Consider the following 19,113-nt stretch of genomic DNA (forward strand, 5'->3'; position numbering starts at 1 on the left):
TCTTATTCAAAATAGTTTAAGATCTCATAGCCACCGTCTTTTAAATAACTGTCCTTGCGCATTAATTTAAGGTCACTTTGCATCATTTCATTGACAAGCTCCTGCAGTTGGTATTCGGGCTTCCATCCCAACTTTGTATGTGCTTTTGACGCATCTCCTATTAAAAGGTCAACTTCGGTAGGTCTAAAGTATTTTTCATCGACCGCAACAACTTCTTTTCCTATTTCCAATTGATGGTTAGGGTCGTTACACTTTTTAATGGTTCCCACTTCATGTTGTCCTTCTCCAGTAAATTCCAGCTCAACCCCAATATAATGAAACGCCATCCGCACAAAATCACGAACCGTTGTGGTTTCTCCTGTTGCGATCACCCAATCTTCGGCTTCTTCGGCTTGTAGGATCATCCACATCATTTTCACATAATCTTTAGCATGTCCCCAGTCACGTTTTGCATCCAGATTTCCTAAATACAGTTTCTCCTGTAATCCTAGAGCAATTTTTGAGGTCGCTCTGGTGATTTTTCGGGTGACAAACGTTTCACCTCGAATAGGAGATTCGTGATTGAATAAGATTCCGTTGCAGGCAAATATTCCATAGGCTTCCCGATAGTTCACAGTGGCCCAATAGGCATATAATTTAGCCACCGCATACGGACTACGTGGGTAGAATGGAGTGGTTTCGGTTTGTGGTACTTCCTGAACCTTTCCGTAGAGCTCTGAAGTAGACGCCTGATATACTTTCGTTTTTTTCTCTAAACCTAAAATTCGAATGGCTTCAAGAATACGCAAACTTCCTAAACCATCTGTATTGGCAGTATATTCGGGCATTTCAAAAGACACCTGAACATGACTCATCGCAGCGAGATTATAAATCTCATCGGGTTGTACTTCTTGAATAATTCGAATAAGATTGGTACTGTCTGTTAAATCTCCATAATGCAAAAAGAAGTTCTGATTATCGATATGCGGATCCTGATACAAATGATCAATACGATCGGTATTAAACAACGAAGATCGTCTTTTTATACCGTGAACGATATAGTCTTTTTTTAATAGGAATTCACTCAAATAGGCGCCATCCTGGCCTGTTACTCCGGTAATTAATGCTACTTTTTTACTCAAAATATATTCTTTAAAATGCCTTAGGTTGCGAAATTACTGTATTATCCTAACTATAAAAGAGAAACTGTCTAAAATTTGTAGTTTTCACTACATAGATTCAGTTCATTTACATGCGTTGCGCTTCAATAAAAAAATTGACTATTCCTGGATGCCGTGCGTTTTATCGATTATATAGCGAGGTCTGTTTTTAGTTTGCATAAAGACCTTACCAAGGTATTCTCCAATAACACCTATGGCAAAGGTTTGCAGCCCGCCAAAAAAGATTACTACGATGAGAATAGAGAACCATCCTTCAATCACATTTCCCAAAAGATAATTTACAGTGGCCCAAACCAATAGAATGATAGAAATCACAATAGCAAAAATTCCCATATATAAGATCCAGCGAAGGGGTGCTGCCGAAAAAGACGAAATTCCATCCCAGGCAAAAGAAACCATTTTTTTGAATGAATATTTTGTCGTTCCTGCTTCGCGCTGCAAGCGTTTGTAATATACATAGGTTGATTTCAACCCTATTTTAGGAAATATAGCTCGTAAAAAGAGGTGTGATTCTGGAAACTGAAGCAATGCCAGTAATGCCTTATTGCTTATTAACCTGAAGTCGGCATGGTTTGGAATCGTTTTAACCCCCATGGCTTTCATGATTCGATAAAACAGAGTGGCTGAGTTCTTTTTAAAAGAGGTGTCTGTGGTTCTGTCGTTGCGCACCCCATACACAATATCAAAGCCTTCTTGATATTTCTTGATCATTTCTTCTATACAGCGCATATCGTCCTGTAAATCCACATCCAAGGTTACATAGCCGTCAAATGTATTTTGAAAAGTCTCTAAGCCCGCAAGCAATGCTTTTTGGTGACCAAAATTGGTGCTGAGCTTTATTCCTGTTACATAGGTTTGTGAAAAAGAAATGATTTGTTGCCAAGTAGCATCCTGACTCCCATCATCTACAAAGCAAATTTTACTCTCTGCGTCAATCAGATTGGAGGCAATTAGATTTTCAAAATAAGAAAAAAAGGGGCTAATCGATGCTGTTAGAATTGCTTCTTCGTTATAACAGGGAAAGATTACCAGCAGGCGCATGTTGTAAATTTTAAGTTAAAAGTACTTAAACTTTCTCAATTAGTGCTTTCAAACTTTCTTCCCAGTTATTAATATTTATTGAAAGTGCTTGGGAAATTTTATGGGTATTTAAAACACTATAAGCAGGTCGTTTTGCTTCGGTTTTAAAAAAATCTGTTTTGTGTAGCGAAACAGAAGAAGAAATCCCGTGGTACTTAAAAATTGCTGCTGCAAAATCATACCAAGTTGCTTCCCCAGTATTGCTAAAATTATAAATGCCATACTTCGGGTTTTTCTGAAGCATTTGAAAACAGATTTCAGCCAGATCATTTGCATTGGTAGGGGTTCCAGTTTCAGCAGTGGTGATGGATAATTCTCTTTTTTCTTCAGCAAATCGCAGCATAGACGTATAAAAATTCTTTCTGTATTGCGAATACAACCACGAAGTTCGTATGATGTAATGCTCCTCAAGTATTTCAGCAATTTGTTGTTCCCCTTTTAACTTGGAAGCTCCATAAACATTGACCGGGCTGGTAGAATCTGTTTCTAAATAAGGACTTCTTTTTGTTCCATCAAACACATAATCGGTTGAAATATGCAGCAATACAACTTGGTTTATTTTACATACTTCGGAAAGAGTTGCCACTGCTTCGGCATTGATGCTGAAAGCTTCTTTTGTTTCAGCTTCTGCCTTTTCCACATGGGTGTAGGCAGCTGTATTGATACAATAATCAAACGTATATTTTTTAAAGTATGCTGAAAGGCTTTCCGAAGCACAAATATCAAGTTGCTCTTTAGTAACAAAAGTACATTCAAAATCTACAAATCTTTCCGAAGCATCGCGTAAGCATCTTCCAAGTTGACCATGAGCTCCAGTGATTAGCACACGTTTCATTGGGTCACTTCTTTAAATGTTGGGAGTTGTTTGTCTTTTTCAGAAATGATTATATCTTCGGTAGGCAATTGCCAGTCCAAATTTAACGTACCATCGTTATAGATAATTCCCCCTTCTGAAGCTGTATCGTAATAATTATCGCATTTGTAAGCAAAAACCGAACGTTTGCTTAAAGTTATAAATCCGTGAGCGAACCCTCGAGGCACAAAGAGTTGTGTAAAACTTTCAGCAGTTAAAATTACACTATAATGCTGTCCAAAAGTTTTCGAATCTTTCCGAAGATCTACAACAATGTCTAATACTTTGCCTTCAACTACCCGTACTAATTTTGCCTGCGCCATTTCGCCTGTTTGAAAGTGCATTCCCCTTATTACGCCGTAAGATGAAATCGACTGATTATCCTGTACAAAGTTGATATAAAGATTGGTTTTCTTTTCGAATACCTGTGCATTGAAAGTTTCGCAAAATAAGCCACGCTCGTCTTCAAAAACCGCTGGTTTTAGTAAAAAACAACCTTGTAAGGGAGAATGTTCTATTTTCAAATCTAGTCGAGTTGCATTAAGTGTGTTCCGTAGCCACTTTTTAATAAAGGTTCGGCAAGTGTGTGTAATTGTTTCTTGTCGATATACCCCATTTCATAAGCAGCTTCTTCAATCGCTCCAATTTTAAGCCCTTGTCGTTCTTCAATAACCTCAACAAACTGGGAAGCCTGCATTAGCGAGGCAAAAGTTCCTGTGTCCAACCACGCGGTTCCTTTATCTAAGATACTTACATTGAGCTTCCCTTGTTTCAAGAATACATTATTTACATCTGTAATTTCCAGTTCACCACGGGAACTCGGTTGGATATTAGCAGCAATCTCCACTACGGAGTTATCATAGAAATAAATCCCAGGAACGGCATAATTTGATTTGGGGTGTTGTGGTTTTTCTTCGATAGAAAGTGCCTTTCCGTTTTTATCAAAATCTACCACACCATAACGTTCAGGGTCATGTACATGATAGGCATAAATCACCCCACCCTCTGGATCATTATTAGATTGAAGTAATTCTTTAAGTCCGGAGCCATAAAATATGTTATCTCCAAGGATTAGTGCAACTTTATCTTGTCCAATAAATTCTTTACCTATGATAAAGGCTTCGGCAAGTCCATTAGGATTTTCTTGTACAGCATACTCAAATCTGCAGCCTAAAGAAGTACCATCACCTAACAATTTTTCGAATAACGGAAGATCCTGTGGCGTTGAAATAATAAGTATTTCATTGATTCCAGCATATAATAATGTCGATAATGGATAATAGATCATAGGTTTGTCATACACCGGCATTAACTGCTTGCTTACTGCTAGTGTAAGCGGATGCAAACGTGTTCCCGAACCTCCTGCTAAAATAATCCCTTTCATGTTAAAATCTGTTTTGATTCTCTAAATACCACTGAACCGTTTTTTGAATCCCACTCTCAAAATTTTCATCTGCTCTCCAACCCAATTCTTTTTCAATTTTACTGGCATCAATTGCATACCTGAAATCATGACCCGGTCTATCTCTTACATAGGTAATTTGTTGTTTATACGAATTTTTAGCAGGCCGTAGTTGATCAAGAATTTTACAAATGGTCGTTGCAATATAGATATTTTCACGTTCGTTTCTGCCACCAATATTGTAGGTTTCACCTAGTCTGCCTTTCTCCAGAGCAAGTTTAATCCCTTTACAATGATCCAGTACATATAACCAATCTCTCACATTCTTTCCGTCTCCATAAATAGGAATAGGTTCTCCAGCAATCGCTTTTCTGATGATTGTTGGAATTAATTTTTCTTTATGCTGAAAAGGCCCATAATTGTTAGAACAATTTGTGGTCACTACTGGAAGGCCGTAGGTGTGAAAATAACTTCGCACGATGAAATCTGAAGATGCTTTAGACGCACTGTACGGACTGTTGGGAGCATAGGGAGTCTCTTCAGTAAACAATCCAGTATCTCCTAGTGTTCCATAGACCTCATCTGTGGAGACGTGCAAAAATCTAGCGGATTTAAATTCTGGTATCAGCTGGTTAGGGTCTGTCATCCAGGTTTTATAAGCAGCTTGAAGCAAGTTAAAGGTTCCAACTATGTTCGTTTGTATAAAAGCCCCTGGACCAGTTATAGAATTATCGACATGAGACTCGGCAGCAAAATGAACTACCTGATCAAAAACATGTTCTTCAAAAAGTGTATTTACTAATTCTGCATCACAAATATCCCCTTTGATAAAATGGTATTTTTTTTGGTCTGAAACGGCTTTAAGATTTGCGAGATTTCCTGCATATGTCAGACTATCTAAAACAAAAACCTCGTCGCTTGTATTTTCAATGACATAGTGAACGTAGTTTGACCCAATGAAGCCCGCACCTCCTGTAATTAATACTTTGTTGCTTTTCAAAATTAATTTTTAGACGTTTCTAAAATTTATTTTAACAATTTTAGGCTGAAATTTCAGCCTGTTTTTCTTGTTCTGCAAGCTCCTTAACAAGCAAATATATATAACGTATAAAAGCTAGTGATAAAAAGATAAAAACAAATATAAATGGATATAAAAATATCCTTTTCCCATCTATAAATTTTTTCACATCTACTAACTCAGAATTTCCAATTTTAACAACTGTTTCTTTTCTTTTTATAAGTTCTGCCTCAAGATTATCTGTCGCATCCATCAAATCAACCTTTTCTTGAAAAACACGTTCTATATTCATACTTCCTTCAATTATAAACTGATTAGGAAGTGATGGGTTTTGACCGCGTGCAAGACTATAGTTTTCAATAACGGCATCCATCTGCTCTAGCGTCTTTTTGTTTGCTGCGATGCGTTCAACAGTTCTTTCATAGTATTCTAATCCCATTTCTTTAATTATTGGGTTTGAATTAAGATATGTGATGATTTTTTCACTGATTTCGGGAATTGCTGCCGGACCTGTTAAAATTTTAATCTTATGATATTTGTATCCTTCCAAGAAGGCCTCTGACTCAAGTAATTTTTCCTCTTCTTCTTCAAAAGGTACAATGTCTACAAACACATTAAGACTCACGTTATTTACTTCAGCATATTTGTCTATAAGGTTGTCAATATTAATTATTGGATTTATTTCAATAAATGCTAGGTCAAATTTGCCTTTATCAAACCCATGACTCGCCATAAAAACTGAGTCTCTATCAGCTCTTTTTCTATTGAGCTTCTCTATAGCATTGTACACATAATTTGCATTATTATTGTTAATCTGAACCAATATTTCAGATTCTTTATAAGAGACGTTGTCCTTATCAAAGTAATACCCAAGAGCTACCCCCGTTAGGATTAATACTAAAATGACTATCCAGAATTTAAAAATAAATTGTACTGCCATAAAAGCAAGTATTAATACTTTTTTAAAGGCTTTTTGAATCCATTCCAGAACCGACTTTAAGTCTAGTTCGTCATTTTGGTTGTTGTGTTCACTCATAATTATTGCTGTATTGTTATTTAATAATCTGGTCTAATATCTTCTCTGTAATCAAATAGGTGGGTTTGACACCGCTTGTACCAAGACCTCCCGAAGCTAGCGTACTTCCTGTTTCCAGAGGATTATCACTTGCATAATAGGCATAGCTCACTTTTACCTTTTCACTAATACTGCCACGAATTCTTGATGCGGCCTGAATTGCTTTTTGGTAATGCGCACCTTCCATCTCTAACCCTATAACATCCCAAGTTGAGTTTTTAAAGAACCTAAGCACATCTCTGTTTTGCAATGAAGTTCCTAACACCGTAATCATTGAACCGCTGCACACGTGTATGTTGTCACCTTCAAACATAGATTTCCTTAATTTATTTTTAAAAGGGTAATTGTCGGCAGTCCCTTCAAATACGTGCGCCGAGGGAATCATAATATCTCCTTTACCTCCTTCTAAAATTCCAGCTTTACCCATTATAGATACAGATGCAACATCTAGGAAATGGTTGTTTTTATTAGCACAGATATAGGGTTTAAGTAACTCGTCCATGGTTTCATATGCTTGCTCTCCAAACGCATAATCCATAACAATGATCACAGGTTTGGTTTCTTTTGAACTTTCAGAAAAAGATATTCCAATATTCGAAGGTAATTTTTCAGTATCGAAAATCTGAACATTTATATTTGTACCGCTTTCATCTTCCAAATAGGTCATTCCGTATTTCGCAGCCATTTTATATACTTTTTCCCGCAGTTTGTCACTTCCTGGAATACTTAATGCCTCATAAAGTTCCATTTTAGACTTGGTCTTTGCTTCGGCGGGTAAGGCTTTTTCAGCAAAAAGAGTGTTCATAACACTGTGCATATTAGCACTTATAATATGAATTGGACGCTTAAGCAACTCTTTTCTTTCTAAGGTCTGCTTGATGTTTAATGCCCAACGTTCACCATGAATATGATGCCCTAGACGCTCTCTTAATACAGGGCTAAACGTTATAATCCGTTTTTCGTCCCCAATAACTTCTTCAATAGCGCCTTTTCCTAAGTAATAAATAATATTTAAAAACCTGTTTGGGTTTTCCTTTGTAGCAAAAAACGGATAGGCATCACTCACTTCCTCAAAAGTTCTTCCTAAAAAGTTGGCGGTATGTGTGAGTGCAATTTCCTTTTCTTCCTTTTTAAGCTTTGTTCCTTTGTTTACAGCCTCCTCGAGCTTATTCCAATCGCGTATAACCGCTCCTTTTTCATTGATCATCACTTGCTTCATTATCTTGTGAGACTCAATATATAAGAAAGTAAGGTGCGTAAGGATGTCATATATTTCCGAACGCCCTCGGGTAATTTCAATATTCATTTGCAGTTCATCAATCCGGTAACAGTTTCGTCGCCTTTTTAACGGAATAATAGGTCGAAAATGAGAGTTTTTATAGCCTTCGTCACTCGTTAAATTGATATACCGACATTCTTCAATACCTTGAGGAAGGCGATCCATTATATAAAGCAATCCTTGTAATTCAATTTTTTCTTCTCCAATAGAACCATAAATCTCTGGTCGTAAGGTTAGCAATGCTTCCCGTAAGGTTTCACCAGAAACTCCCATAGGTTTATAAAAACCTCTATTAAAGAGATGTCGCATGGTTATATACAGGCGCTCTATTGCTCCAGTACTTTCCTGTGCTCGTGTGCGAGTATGTGATTTTAATTTTGTCATTAGCGACAAATATACTATTATTTTATCCTAGTAGTTTATATAATCCATCTGCGATTGTGCGATCATTAGACAGTCTTGGCACCTTATTCTGTCCGCCAAGTTTGCCTTGTAATTTCATGAAATTCTGGAAACTTTGTTTGGGTAGACTTTTAATTTTTAATGGCTGAAGCACCTTTCCTTCAATCAAATCCTTATAGTACGAATTTTGATTCTGCATGGCCTCATCTAATTTTATAGCCATTTGCTGAAGGTTCTCTGGTTCGTCTTCAAATTCTATAAACCATTCGTGAAAAGGCAATTCGCCCGGCAGAGGATCTGTTTGAGGCGCTACAGTAAACTCGGTTACGGTGCAGTGAAAACTCTCCATTGCTTCTTTCATGGCATATTCTACTTCTTTTCCAATAACATGTTCTCCAAAAGCAGATATAAAATGTTTAATTCTTCCGCTCACAATAATTTTATATGGTTTAACCGAAGTAAACATCAAGGTATCACCCACATTGTAGGCCCAAAGCCCAGCATTTGAAGATACTAACAAAACATAATTAACACCTGTTTGAACATCTCCTATAGTAAGTCGTTGCGGATTTTCACTAAAAAATTCATCTGCTTTTACAAATTCAAAGAACATTCCACTGTCCAACTGAAGCAACATCCCTTTATCATTCTGTTTGTTTTGAAAAGCAAAAAAACCTTCAGAAGCAGGATATAACTCAATGCTTGGTACTTTTCTTCCAATTAATTGTTCAAATTTCTTTCGGTAAGGCTCATAATTAACGCCACCATAGATAAATAACTCAAAGTTTTTAAACAGCTCTCCAACTTCTTTTCCTGTACTCTTTTTCAGTCTTTCAAAATACATTTGTACCCAAGATGGAATGCCACTAATAAGTGTCATGTTTTGATCTTTAGTTTCGGCAACAATAGCATCCACTTTTGTTTCCCAGTCATCAATACAATTCACCTCCCAACTTGGCAGTCTGTTTTTCTGAAGGTATCCCGGCACGTAATGTGCAACGATTCCAGAAAGCCTCCCTAGTTTAATTCCATTTTTTTCGGTCATCTCTGGACTGCCCTGTAAAAAGATCATCTTTCCGTCTACAAAATCGGCATTCCCTGTTTCGTGAATATAACTTAATATCGCATTTCTGGCTGCATTGGTATGTGAGGGCATTGATTCTTTGGTAAGAGGAATATACTTAGCACCAGAAGTAGTCCCAGATGTTTTTGCAAAATACAGCGGTTTGCCTGGCCATAAAATATCTGATTGCCCCGCCACAACTTTATCTATGTAAGGCTTTAGATCTTCATAATCCCGTATAGGGACAAAGTTTGCAAAATCCTGATACGATGCTATCTTAGAAAAATGATGATCTTTTCCGAAGGTAGTATTTTGAGCAGTTTTTATAAGGTTTTTAAAAACCTTTTGCTGAGTTTTAAGAGGGTTCGAAGCCCACCTATTCATTCGGTTTACAACAAATTTTGCAAATATTTTAGCCGCAATAGATTTAACAGACATATTAATTGAAATCGATTACATTGGTAGGATTAATAGGGTTTCCGTCGAGCCAGACTTCAAAATGTAAGTGGGGGCCTGTTGTAAATTCGCCCGTGCTTCCAGCAGCTGCAATTACTTCTCCGCCTTTTACTAAATCTCCTTGTTTTTTGGTGAGCGAGGCATTGTGTTTATAAACCGAAAGAATGTCATTCTTGTGTTCAATAATAATTACATAACCTGTTTCTGCAGTCCATTCGGCAAATATCACCGTACCATCTGCCACTGCTTTGATAGGTGCATCTTTTATAGTTACGATATCCACTCCAAAATGTTTTTCACTTGGATTATATCTTTCAGAAAGAGTCCCTTTGACTGGGGTAAATAATTGAATATTTAATTCTTTATCAGATAGTAGCGGATTGTATTTGTCTTCTTGCTGCACTTTTTCACGCAACAAAGAATCTGCCGCAGAAGGAGTTAAATTAATACTATCGGGGTTAATTTTTGCTGCATTGATAATCGAATCTTTATTAAAATCTACCGTTTTTACATCTCCCGTTAGCACTTTTCGTATAGAGGCAATATATTGTTCATTAATTGCAATTACTTGTTGCAGAGAATCAGTTTTGAACGTAAGATCTGTTGCCTTCTTTTTAAGGGACGTAGAAGAGTAGCCTGGAATATATTCCCGTAGGGGAGTAAAAGCAATCAACACCGTAGTTAGTGCAATAAGAACAACGGCAAAGATGGTGCTAAAAACAAAAACATTAAGTCTATTTAGTTTAAAAGAAAAGCGCTCTTCAAAAGTATCCTCGTTAAGTACGACAAGCCGGTACTTGTGCAGCAATTTACGTTTTATCTTTTTACCTCTCTTTTCTTTTTTGGCCATCATAGCAACTGGTTCACAATGCAAATATAAAATAAACTAGGCGCTCCTTTGCCTAATCTTATTCAAGAAACGTTTAATCTAAACAATTCTTGTTACCTTTGTGGTCTAAATATTCTAATTATGAGTTTACTGTTTTTACCTTTAGCGATAGGCCCATGGCAAATAGCGTTAATAGTTGTGGTCGTTTTATTATTGTTTGGCGGAAGAAAAATCCCTGAATTAATGAGAGGTCTTGGAAGTGGTATTAAAGAATTTAAAGATGCTTCAAAAGAAGACGAAGATGAAAAAATAGAGAGTAAAAAATAATTTATTCTGAATATATAAAATTAAAAAAACCCGCGAAGCAATTTGTTTCGCGGGTTTTTTATACGTCGTTAATTCCTAGTCAAGTCTAGCCGATTTTAATATTGATTCCAACTCAAACTGAAGGTCTCTCTTTCGAACTCTAGGAGCATACGAAAACCCTTCGATAATTAGATATCGATTATTTTCTTCGTCACGAATGGCATAATTTAAAAACGGCCCTGCCATAAACTGATCTTTTACATCCCAAGTTCCTTTGGTTTCGTAAGCAAACTTTCCATCAATCTCTGAAGTAAAAATATACGGCGCATATGCCTTTTCTGTCTGAAATTGACCCCCATCCTCAACAGGAAGTAGGGCTCCACCAATTGAATCTCGTATTTTAATAATATCGGCTACCGCTGTAGAGTCTGAAGTAATCATACTTAGGGGAACCTCATAAACAATGATATTGGTGCTACCGTCTTTTAGGTCTTTACGGATCCAATAAAAATCCTCTCCTTTTTTTGCAATTCTGTATGCCGAAGGAATTCGCATACTTACCCCAAAATCACTTTGTAACGAATCAGTGTCCATTAAAGAAACGTTAGTTCTACGTTGTCTTTCTTCTATTTCTGCCTCATGAAATTCGTTAATAATCTGAGCTTGCTTACTTTTAATTAAAGCAACCAAATCTTCTTTGGTTTTCCCTTTAACATAAGCTACCGTTTGTGGTTTGGCATAACTATCCTTAGCGATTGATACTCTATTTTCGTCTGCCAATGAAACAAATAATATTAGCCTTGATTTGCGTGCAAATCCTGAAAACGCTGCCTGTGGCATTTGATTCATAGAAAATAAGGGCTCATCCTGTGGTAATCCATCGGTAGGTGCTGCAAAGTGAGTTCGCACCTCTTCTCCAACGTCTCCATTCCAAAGATCATTCTCCATAACAACCTGAAGAACATTAATGTTTCCAACAGATTTTGAGAGTAGTGATTTGTCTTGTTTGGTGGTATTGTCACAGGAAATTAATAAAATTGTAGCGATTAAAATAGATAGGTATTTCATATACTAAGTATTAATTTTTTATCCTTTTTGAACTTTAAGTTTCATTCCGGGTTTTAAGTTGTTCCCGCTAATATCATTCCACTTTTTAATATTGTCGACACTCACTCCAGGAAACTTTTGTGAAATGCTCCATAAGGAATCTCCAGTCTTAACGGTATATATTTTAGCATTTGAAGCTGTACTACTTTCTTTCTTAAGTGTTGCTGAAGAAGGCTTCATTGGATGAATCGTTAATCGTTGCCCAACTCTTAAACTATTGCTACGTAGTCCGTTCCATCGCTTTATATTGCCTACTGAAACCCCATACTTTTCTGCAATTTTACCTAAATAATCGCCACTCTTTACTCTGTATCGAATACGGCTGGAATGTTCAGTCAATTGAGGAAGTGGTTTTTCTCGTTTTTCAAATTCCTGTTGCGCAAATGCATAAATAGCATCTTCATTTGATACAAAAGCCCCTATTTTATCTACTGGAAGACGTAGCATATAGTTCTCATCCTTTATCACTGGAATGATATTCAACTTATAAGATGGATTTAAGAACTCTAATTCGGCAAGATCAAGATTAGCTACTTGAGCAACCTGTTCTAAGGATATTTGTTTTTCTATACGAAGCGTATCTGTGGCGATATAAGGAATTTTGGGACCATTGCTTTTAAAACCATGTTCTGCTGCATATTCAAAAATGTACATGGTTGCAAGAAAAGCAGGTACATATCCTGCTGTTTCACGTGGTAGATAGGGTCTAATATTCCAGTAGTTTTTCTTTCCTCCCGAACGCCGTATCGCTTTTGAAACATTTCCAGGACCTGAATTATACGCTGCAAGTGCAAGATCCCAGTCTCCTAAACTTTTGTAAAGACTTTTGAGGTACTTTGCGGCAGCTTCCGTAGCCATAACTGGGTCACTTCGTTCATCTACATAAGAATTTACATCCAGTCCAAACATTTTGCCGGTAGCGAACATAAACTGCCAAAGCCCCGTTGCACCTACTTTAGACTGTGCTCTAGGATCCAATGCAGATTCTACAATAGCAAGATATTTCATTTCCAAAGGAAGTCCGTGTCTGTCCATCTCTTCTTCAAACATGGGAAAATAATAGTCACTTATTGCCATAAGGCGTGCCATGGTTGAGCGACGGTTTTTCAAATAACCTTTAATAACACTTTCTAAGGATTCATTATATTCTACTGTAAACGGTGTTCGTGCATCGAGTTCTTTGAGGCGTTGTTTTAGAACTTCGGTGGGAAGTTCTTCATAATCAACAGGAGTAAATTCCTGTTCGATGATGCTTCCGTAGATCTCTTCAAAACGATTGTTGTTATACAGTTCATCAAGCCATATACTATCTATGGTTCTAGCCATAGCTAGATCTTTAAATGGGTCTGTGACAGAATCTTTTGTGACAATTGCCACGACAGTTTCTGTGATGTCACCTACTCTTTTATCCATCACAATAGTGTCTACAACTTTTACAGTATTTGTGAGGATGGTATCTTCTACTTTTGGAGTTTTTTTCTGTGCAAAACCAATCAACACATGAGCCAAAAAGAGGAATGTACTTATCGTTTTAAATTTCATATGACTTATAACGTAACTATTATTTTAAAATTTTTTAAAAGTAACAAATTAGAGGTTTTCACCCAATAGTTAACAGAAATGAACAAAAAATGGGCCAAAATAGGGTTCTATTAGTCCAATATCGCCTGAATGCCTGGCAGTGTTTTGCCTTCCAACATTTCTAACATGGCGCCTCCTCCAGTTGATACGTAACTTACTTTTTTATCTAAATTAAACTGGGTAGCTGCAGCAACAGAGTCTCCTCCTCCAACCAGAGAAAAGGCTCCCTGTTTGGTAGCTTCAGCAATCGCATTACCCAATGATTTAGTACCGGTTGCAAACGGCTCTAATTCAAATACGCCTACTGGGCCATTCCATAAAATAGTTTTAGAAGATAGTATAACCTCCTCAAATAAATCGTTTGTTTTAGGACCTATATCCAATCCCATCCATCCGTCTGCTATGGAGTCTGCCATGTCTATTTCTGTACTTGCAAATTCAGAAAAACTGTCTGCAGAAATCACATCAATAGGTAAATGAACTGTGACATTTTTTTCTTTCGCTTTCTTTAAAATAGCTAGTGAAAGCTCCATTTTATCATCTTCAACTAAAGAATTTCCAATATGACCACCCTGTGCTTTGATAAATGTAAAAGCCATTCCGCCGCCAATAATGAGATGGTCTATTTTATCTAAAATATTTTCTATAATGGTAATTTTTGAAGATACTTTGGCACCCCCTATCACTGCAGTTACAGGACGGGTATTTTCGGTAAGAACTTTATTCACATTTTTTATTTCTGAAGCCAATAAAAGTCCAAAACATTTGTCATGAGGAAAAAATTGAGCAATTACTGAGGTCGAAGCATGTGCGCGGTGCGCGGTACCAAAGGCATCATTTACATATACATCTCCAAGTTTAGAAAGTTTTTCAGCAAAGGCAACATCTCCTTCCGTTTCTTCTTTATGATACCTAAGGTTTTCAAGTAGTAAAATTTCTCCCGGTTGTAAGTTTGCAGCAGCTTCCGAAGCAATACTCCCAATACAGTCTTCAATAAATTTTACTTTAACTCCTAAGATTTCCGACGCTTTAGAGGCAATATGGCGTAGCGAAAATTCATTTTCTTGAGCTTTAGGCCTCCCTAGGTGGGACATTAAAATACAACTTCCTCCATCCTCTAGAATTTTAATGATGGTAGGTTTTGCAGCCTCAATTCTGTTAGAGTCTGTGACATTTAAGTCATCATCTAATGGGACATTAAAATCCACACGAATTAATGCTTTTTTGCCTCTAAAATTTATATCGTTTACTGTTTTCATAGGTTCAAATAAATTACAAAGATACTTGTTTGTGCTATACTCTCAAGCCTATTTATTCTAGTTGTGAATTATAGAGTTTTACGTAAGTTTGTACTATGGATTTTTCGCAGGTTATAGGGCATAAGCATATCAAGGCACACCTTAAAAAAACAATTGAAAACAATAGAGTTCCACATGCACAATTATTTATTGGAGCGAGTGGTTCTGGCGTTTTGCCAATGGCTATCGCTTATGCGAAAGAATTATTGTGTAGTACCCACGAAAAAGACAGTGACTCCTATCGTCAATGCGAAGCTAAAGTCGCTAAATTGGCACATCCCGATCTACATTTTGTATATCCCGTCAACACCAACGATGTGGTAAAAAAGCATCCTGTGTCTAAACTTTTTACAGAGGAATGGCGTGACTTTATTTATAAAAATCCCTACGGAAATCTCTTTGAATGGCTTCAATGTTTAGGAATAGAAAACAAGCAAGGGAATATTAATGTGGATGAAGCCCATGACATCATGAAAACACTTTCACTTAAATCTTATGAAGGAGGTTATAAAGTAGTTATTATATGGATGGCAGATGCTATGAACACTTCGTGTGCAAATAAAATACTGAAGCTGGTAGAAGAACCGCCAGATAAAACAATATTGTTACTACTTTCTGAAAAGGAGGAACAAATTATCACCACAATTCGTTCGAGATGTCAAAAATTAGATTTTCCGTTGCTTTCTGAAGAGGATATTGCAGAAAAACTAGTTGAAACAAAGAAAATTTCTCTCGAAATGGCAAAAACAATTAGTCTCAATGCAAACGGAAACTTTAATAAGGCACTTCAGGCGTTAGCAGAGGATGGAAATACAATCATTTTTGAAAAATGGTTTATTACCTGGGTTCGTGCTGCATTTACAGCCAAAGGAAATAAAAATGCTATCAATACATTACTTAACTGGAGTGAAAGTCTTGCTAAAGAAGGACGCGAAACCCAAAAGAAATTCCTTTCGTATTGCATAGAAACATTTAGGCAAGCCATGCTAAAAAATTACAAAGCAGATAGCTTATTATTTTTTCAATCTGAAGATCCCAAATTCTCTATTGATAAATTTGCACCATTCGTTCATCAAAATAATATTTTTGAGATAATTTCTGGATTAGAGGATTCTATATATCACATTGAAAGAAACGGCAACTCAAAAATTATTTTTACAGATCTTTCCATCAAATTAACGAGACTTATTCATCAGAAAGAAGCAGTATAAATTATATCTATTTTGAAACTTCTAAAAATAATCAAAGCTTATATTTTTAGAGCCATTTTTAGTGCGTTGCAGCCCTTTTCTCAGTTAAGTTATATTCTGCACTAATTGAAAGACAAAACGCCCTATAATTGCCTCAAAAAGCCTTATCCCTCTTTTTTATAGCAATAAATCAGTGAAGAATACTCTGTTGAACTCCAAGCCTTGATATTTGACCACAATCCCACGAAAAAAGCTCTTACTGAAAAGCTATTTCCGGTTTTATATTTTTCTGAAAGCAAACTCACATAAAAAGAATCAAAAATCATAGGTTGAATTCTAACTAGTTTTAGATTTTTTGAAAAAAGCAATTTCATAGATTGTTGCGAAAAATGCCAAAGATGCCTAGGCACATCGTAAGCAGCCCAATGTTTTTTATAAAATTTAGCATCATAAGATTTATAATTGGGTACCGCTATAATAAGAATTCCACTTGGCTTTAAAAATGATTCTATTTTTTTAATTTCTTCGTCCAAACTTGGAAGGTGTTCTAAAACATGCCAAAGTGTGATAACGTCAAATTTTTTATCAGGCAGCTCACCAAACTCCTTACTTAAAAACACATTTTTATTTTTTGCTAATTCCCTAGCTTTAGGACTTGGCTCTATGCCATATATTTCCCACCCATTATTATCTGCTTCTTTTAAAAATTCACCTGTTCCTGCTCCAATATCTAAGATTAAACCTTTAGTTGTTTGGAACCGATTTATTAGTTTTAATTTCTTTTTTAAAGAATATTTTTTTACGATTTGATAGCAATAAGAAACAATCCCTTTATTGGAATCGGTGTGAGAAATATAGGATTCACTTTCGTAATATTTTGACAGGTCTTCAGGTTTTGGCTGCGGAGTGGTGACAAGCATTTGGGTTTCTTGATCTAGAACCAAGTCGAAAATTTCTCCCGAAACTAAGTAATCCTTTGTTCTTAAGTACATGTTATCTTTTCAGCAGTTATAATAATTTGAGTTTTGATTTATAAAAAAGTGCAAATCGTTCCACGTGGAACAAGAAAGCTACCGGCCCATATATACTAGCATTACAGAAATATCATTAGGGGAAACACCACTAATTCTTGACGCTTGAGATACTGTTGAAGGTCTTATTGAAGATAATTTTTCTCGAGCTTCGAATGAAAGTGATTTTAACCTTGTATAGTCAAAGTTATCTGGAATTTTTATCCCTTCTAGCCTGTTTAATTTATCGGCATTATTTTTTTCTTTATTGATATAGCCTGCATATTTTATTTGTATTTCTGTCTGTTCTAAAACCTCATGGTTAAAGTCATGTTCTTTTATAAAAGCCTCTACGGGTTCTAACTTCCTCATATCATCCATATCGATGTTAGGTCGTGAAAAAACCTTGACCATTTTATCACTTTGTCTAATGGCAGCCGAATTATTTCCTTCTAAAATAGGATTCATCTCCTCTGGAGTTACACTTGTTTCTTTAAAAAAATTGATTAACGTTTCCGATTCATCTTTCTTTTTTTCCATTTGCCTCAAACGTTTTTCTGAAGCTAAGCCAATCTCAAATGATTTAGGCGTAAGTCTAAAATCGGCATTGTCTTGTCTCAACAGTGTTCTATATTCGGCTCTTGATGTAAACATTCGGTAAGGCTCCTCTGTGCCTTTCGTGATCAGATCATCTATTAAAACTCCAATATAAGCTTCATTCCTTTTTAAAATAAAAGGCTCTTTTTCCTGAACTTTAAGACTTGCATTGATTCCTGCCATTAATCCTTGCGAAGCAGCCTCTTCATATCCAGTAGTACCATTTATTTGTCCGGCAAAATAAAGTCCGGAAACTAACTTAGTTTCCAACGTATGTTCCAATTGAGTAGGAGGAAAATAATCGTATTCTATAGCATAACCTGGTCTAAAAAATTTCACGTTTTGAAAACCATCGCACTGTTGTAATGCTTTAAACTGAACATCTTCTGGCAGTGATGTAGAAAACCCGTTTACATAGTATTCAACTGTATCCCATCCTTCAGGTTCTACAAAAAGTTGATGCCTGTCTTTATCTGCAAAACGATTAATTTTGTCTTCAATTGAAGGACAATATCTTGGACCGATACTGTCAATAGCGCCATTAAACATAGGAGATCGATCAAATCCTTCTCGCAATAAATCATGAACTAAATTACTTGTATAAGACATATGGCAAGGCCTTTGTTTTGTTAAAGGCTTTGTAACGTCTGAATAAGAAAACTTATCTGGTTTTTCGTCTCCAGGTTGAATTATCATTTTAGAGAAATCAAGAGAGCGTCCATCAACTCGAGGAGGAGTCCCTGTTTTCATTCTTCCAGACTCAAATCCCAAATCGACCAATTCTTTCGTAATTCCTGTTGCAGCTCTTTCTCCTGCTCTTCCTCCACCAAATTGTTTTTCCCCAATATGAATGAGTCCGTTTAAAAAAGTTCCATTGGTAAGTACAACGGCTTTACCCCTAACTTCCAATCCAAGGGAAGTTGTAACACCTACTATTTCATTATCCTCTACTAGTATACCAGAGACCATTTCTTGATAGAAATCTAAGTTTGGAGTCCTTTCCAACATTAATCGCCATTCTTCAGAAAAACGCATGCGATCACTTTGAACTCTAGGACTCCACATGGCTGGTCCTTTAGATTTGTTGAGCATTTTAAACTGAATGGCTGTTTTATCACTTATAATACCACTATAACCACCCATGGCATCAATCTCTCGAACAATCTGACCCTTTGCAATGCCCCCCATAGCGGGGTTACAGGACATCTGACCAATATTTTGAAGATTCATAGTAATTAGCAATGTACTGGACCCCATATTTGCTGCAGCAGCAGCAGCTTCTGAACCTGCATGACCCGCTCCAACTACGATAACATCATATTCTTTTTGAAACATACTATAATTGTTCCACGTGGAACATTAAATTTAATTTTTTTAAAGAGGACAAAGATACTGTAAATAACTTAC

General features: G+C 36.4%; 17 protein-coding genes. 2 read left to right on the forward strand and 15 right to left on the reverse strand.

The features are described 5' to 3' along the window. Positions 1–2: 2 nt before the first annotated feature. From gmd to ACFQO1_RS00515, 10 genes are all read right to left on the reverse strand, one after another. Entirely contained in the window at positions 3–1,121 is a 1,119-nt protein-coding gene (gene gmd / locus ACFQO1_RS00470; protein WP_380215606.1) for a GDP-mannose 4,6-dehydratase, read from the reverse strand. A 138-nt stretch (positions 1,122–1,259) separates the two neighbouring features. After that, positions 1,260–2,201: a glycosyltransferase family 2 protein gene (locus ACFQO1_RS00475; RefSeq protein WP_380215608.1), complete on the reverse strand. Its 942-nt coding sequence runs from the start codon at positions 2,199–2,201 to the stop codon at positions 1,260–1,262. Between the two features lie 25 nt (positions 2,202–2,226). Beyond that, positions 2,227–3,075, reverse strand: coding sequence for a dTDP-4-dehydrorhamnose reductase (gene rfbD, locus ACFQO1_RS00480; RefSeq protein ID WP_380215610.1), 849 nt, complete (start codon positions 3,073–3,075; stop codon positions 2,227–2,229). Beyond that, entirely contained in the window at positions 3,072–3,617 is a 546-nt protein-coding gene (gene rfbC / locus ACFQO1_RS00485) for a dTDP-4-dehydrorhamnose 3,5-epimerase (RefSeq protein WP_380215612.1), read from the reverse strand. Before rfbC ends, rfbD begins: the two co-directional genes overlap by 4 nt. A 2-nt stretch (positions 3,618–3,619) precedes the next feature. Next, positions 3,620–4,477: a glucose-1-phosphate thymidylyltransferase RfbA gene (gene rfbA, locus ACFQO1_RS00490; RefSeq protein WP_380215614.1), complete on the reverse strand. Its 858-nt coding sequence runs from the start codon at positions 4,475–4,477 to the stop codon at positions 3,620–3,622. 1 nt (position 4,478) lies between these two features. Then, positions 4,479–5,495, reverse strand: a complete 1,017-nt coding sequence (gene rfbB / locus ACFQO1_RS00495; protein WP_380215616.1) for a dTDP-glucose 4,6-dehydratase — start codon at positions 5,493–5,495, stop codon at positions 4,479–4,481. A 40-nt stretch (positions 5,496–5,535) separates the two neighbouring features. Beyond that, entirely contained in the window at positions 5,536–6,549 is a 1,014-nt protein-coding gene (locus ACFQO1_RS00500; RefSeq protein WP_380215618.1) for a hypothetical protein, read from the reverse strand. A gap of 16 nt (positions 6,550–6,565) precedes the next feature. Then, complete coding sequence (locus ACFQO1_RS00505; RefSeq protein ID WP_380215620.1) at positions 6,566–8,251, reverse strand: DUF6909 family protein; 1,686 nt, start codon at positions 8,249–8,251, stop codon at positions 6,566–6,568. 22 nt (positions 8,252–8,273) lie between these two features. Beyond that, entirely contained in the window at positions 8,274–9,770 is a 1,497-nt protein-coding gene (locus ACFQO1_RS00510) for a GH3 auxin-responsive promoter family protein (protein WP_380215622.1), read from the reverse strand. A 1-nt stretch (position 9,771) separates the two neighbouring features. After that, positions 9,772–10,638 (reverse strand): M23 family metallopeptidase, encoded by an 867-nt coding sequence (locus ACFQO1_RS00515; protein ID WP_380216796.1) that lies wholly within the window; start codon positions 10,636–10,638, stop codon positions 9,772–9,774. A gap of 120 nt (positions 10,639–10,758) precedes the next feature. Here ACFQO1_RS00515 and tatA point away from each other — a divergent pair, with 120 nt between their 5' ends. Continuing rightward, positions 10,759–10,944, forward strand: a complete 186-nt coding sequence (tatA, locus tag ACFQO1_RS00520; protein WP_380215624.1) for a twin-arginine translocase TatA/TatE family subunit — start codon at positions 10,759–10,761, stop codon at positions 10,942–10,944. A 75-nt stretch (positions 10,945–11,019) separates the two neighbouring features. Here the strand turns inward: tatA and ACFQO1_RS00525 are convergent, their stop codons facing one another. The 3 genes from ACFQO1_RS00525 to ACFQO1_RS00535 all read right to left on the reverse strand — a co-directional run bounded on the left by ACFQO1_RS00525 (position 11,020) and on the right by ACFQO1_RS00535 (position 14,870). Beyond that, complete coding sequence (locus ACFQO1_RS00525) at positions 11,020–11,991, reverse strand: DUF4837 family protein (protein WP_380215626.1); 972 nt, start codon at positions 11,989–11,991, stop codon at positions 11,020–11,022. A gap of 18 nt (positions 11,992–12,009) precedes the next feature. Beyond that, entirely contained in the window at positions 12,010–13,572 is a 1,563-nt protein-coding gene (locus tag ACFQO1_RS00530) for a lytic transglycosylase domain-containing protein (RefSeq protein WP_380215628.1), read from the reverse strand. Between the two features lie 110 nt (positions 13,573–13,682). Next, entirely contained in the window at positions 13,683–14,870 is a 1,188-nt protein-coding gene (locus tag ACFQO1_RS00535; protein WP_380215630.1) for a phosphoglycerate kinase, read from the reverse strand. A gap of 95 nt (positions 14,871–14,965) precedes the next feature. Here ACFQO1_RS00535 and ACFQO1_RS00540 point away from each other — a divergent pair, with 95 nt between their 5' ends. Beyond that, the gene (locus tag ACFQO1_RS00540) at positions 14,966–16,120 is read left to right on the forward strand and encodes a DNA polymerase III subunit (RefSeq protein ID WP_380215632.1); all 1,155 of its coding nucleotides are present in this window, start codon (positions 14,966–14,968) and stop codon (positions 16,118–16,120) included. 143 nt (positions 16,121–16,263) lie between these two features. Here ACFQO1_RS00540 and ACFQO1_RS00545 read toward each other — a convergent pair whose 3' ends face one another. Both ACFQO1_RS00545 and mnmG read right to left on the reverse strand, forming a co-directional pair. Then, on the reverse strand, positions 16,264–17,091 hold the full coding sequence (locus ACFQO1_RS00545; protein WP_380215634.1) for a class I SAM-dependent methyltransferase: 828 nt from the start codon (positions 17,089–17,091) through the stop codon (positions 16,264–16,266). A gap of 78 nt (positions 17,092–17,169) precedes the next feature. Beyond that, positions 17,170–19,041, reverse strand: coding sequence for a tRNA uridine-5-carboxymethylaminomethyl(34) synthesis enzyme MnmG (gene mnmG / locus ACFQO1_RS00550; protein WP_380215636.1), 1,872 nt, complete (start codon positions 19,039–19,041; stop codon positions 17,170–17,172). Between the last annotated feature and the right edge of the window lie 72 nt (positions 19,042–19,113).

It is taken from the genome of Jejudonia soesokkakensis (genome assembly GCF_042664795.1).
GTDB lineage: Bacteria > Bacteroidota > Bacteroidia > Flavobacteriales > Flavobacteriaceae > Jejudonia > Jejudonia soesokkakensis.

Bases quoted from the DNA above. Each gene is read 5' to 3' on its own strand.
- ACFQO1_RS00505 (WP_380215620.1), bottom strand. From the start codon at position 8,251: ATGACAAAATTAAAATCACATACTCGCACACGAGCACAGGAAAGTACT.
- ACFQO1_RS00475 (WP_380215608.1), bottom strand. From the start codon at position 2,201: ATGCGCCTGCTGGTAATCTTTCCCTGTTATAACGAAGAAGCAATTCTA.
- ACFQO1_RS00540 (WP_380215632.1), top strand. From the start codon at position 14,966: ATGGATTTTTCGCAGGTTATAGGGCATAAGCATATCAAGGCACACCTT.
- ACFQO1_RS00510 (WP_380215622.1), bottom strand. From the start codon at position 9,770: ATGTCTGTTAAATCTATTGCGGCTAAAATATTTGCAAAATTTGTTGTA.
- mnmG (WP_380215636.1), bottom strand. From the start codon at position 19,041: ATGTTTCAAAAAGAATATGATGTTATCGTAGTTGGAGCGGGTCATGCA.
- rfbD (WP_380215610.1), bottom strand. From the start codon at position 3,075: ATGAAACGTGTGCTAATCACTGGAGCTCATGGTCAACTTGGAAGATGC.
- ACFQO1_RS00500 (WP_380215618.1), bottom strand. From the start codon at position 6,549: ATGAGTGAACACAACAACCAAAATGACGAACTAGACTTAAAGTCGGTT.
- rfbA (WP_380215614.1), bottom strand. From the start codon at position 4,477: ATGAAAGGGATTATTTTAGCAGGAGGTTCGGGAACACGTTTGCATCCG.
- ACFQO1_RS00515 (WP_380216796.1), bottom strand. From the start codon at position 10,638: ATGGCCAAAAAAGAAAAGAGAGGTAAAAAGATAAAACGTAAATTGCTG.
- ACFQO1_RS00525 (WP_380215626.1), bottom strand. From the start codon at position 11,991: ATGAAATACCTATCTATTTTAATCGCTACAATTTTATTAATTTCCTGT.
- ACFQO1_RS00530 (WP_380215628.1), bottom strand. From the start codon at position 13,572: ATGAAATTTAAAACGATAAGTACATTCCTCTTTTTGGCTCATGTGTTG.
- ACFQO1_RS00545 (WP_380215634.1), bottom strand. From the start codon at position 17,091: ATGTACTTAAGAACAAAGGATTACTTAGTTTCGGGAGAAATTTTCGAC.
- tatA (WP_380215624.1), top strand. From the start codon at position 10,759: ATGAGTTTACTGTTTTTACCTTTAGCGATAGGCCCATGGCAAATAGCG.
- ACFQO1_RS00535 (WP_380215630.1), bottom strand. From the start codon at position 14,870: ATGAAAACAGTAAACGATATAAATTTTAGAGGCAAAAAAGCATTAATT.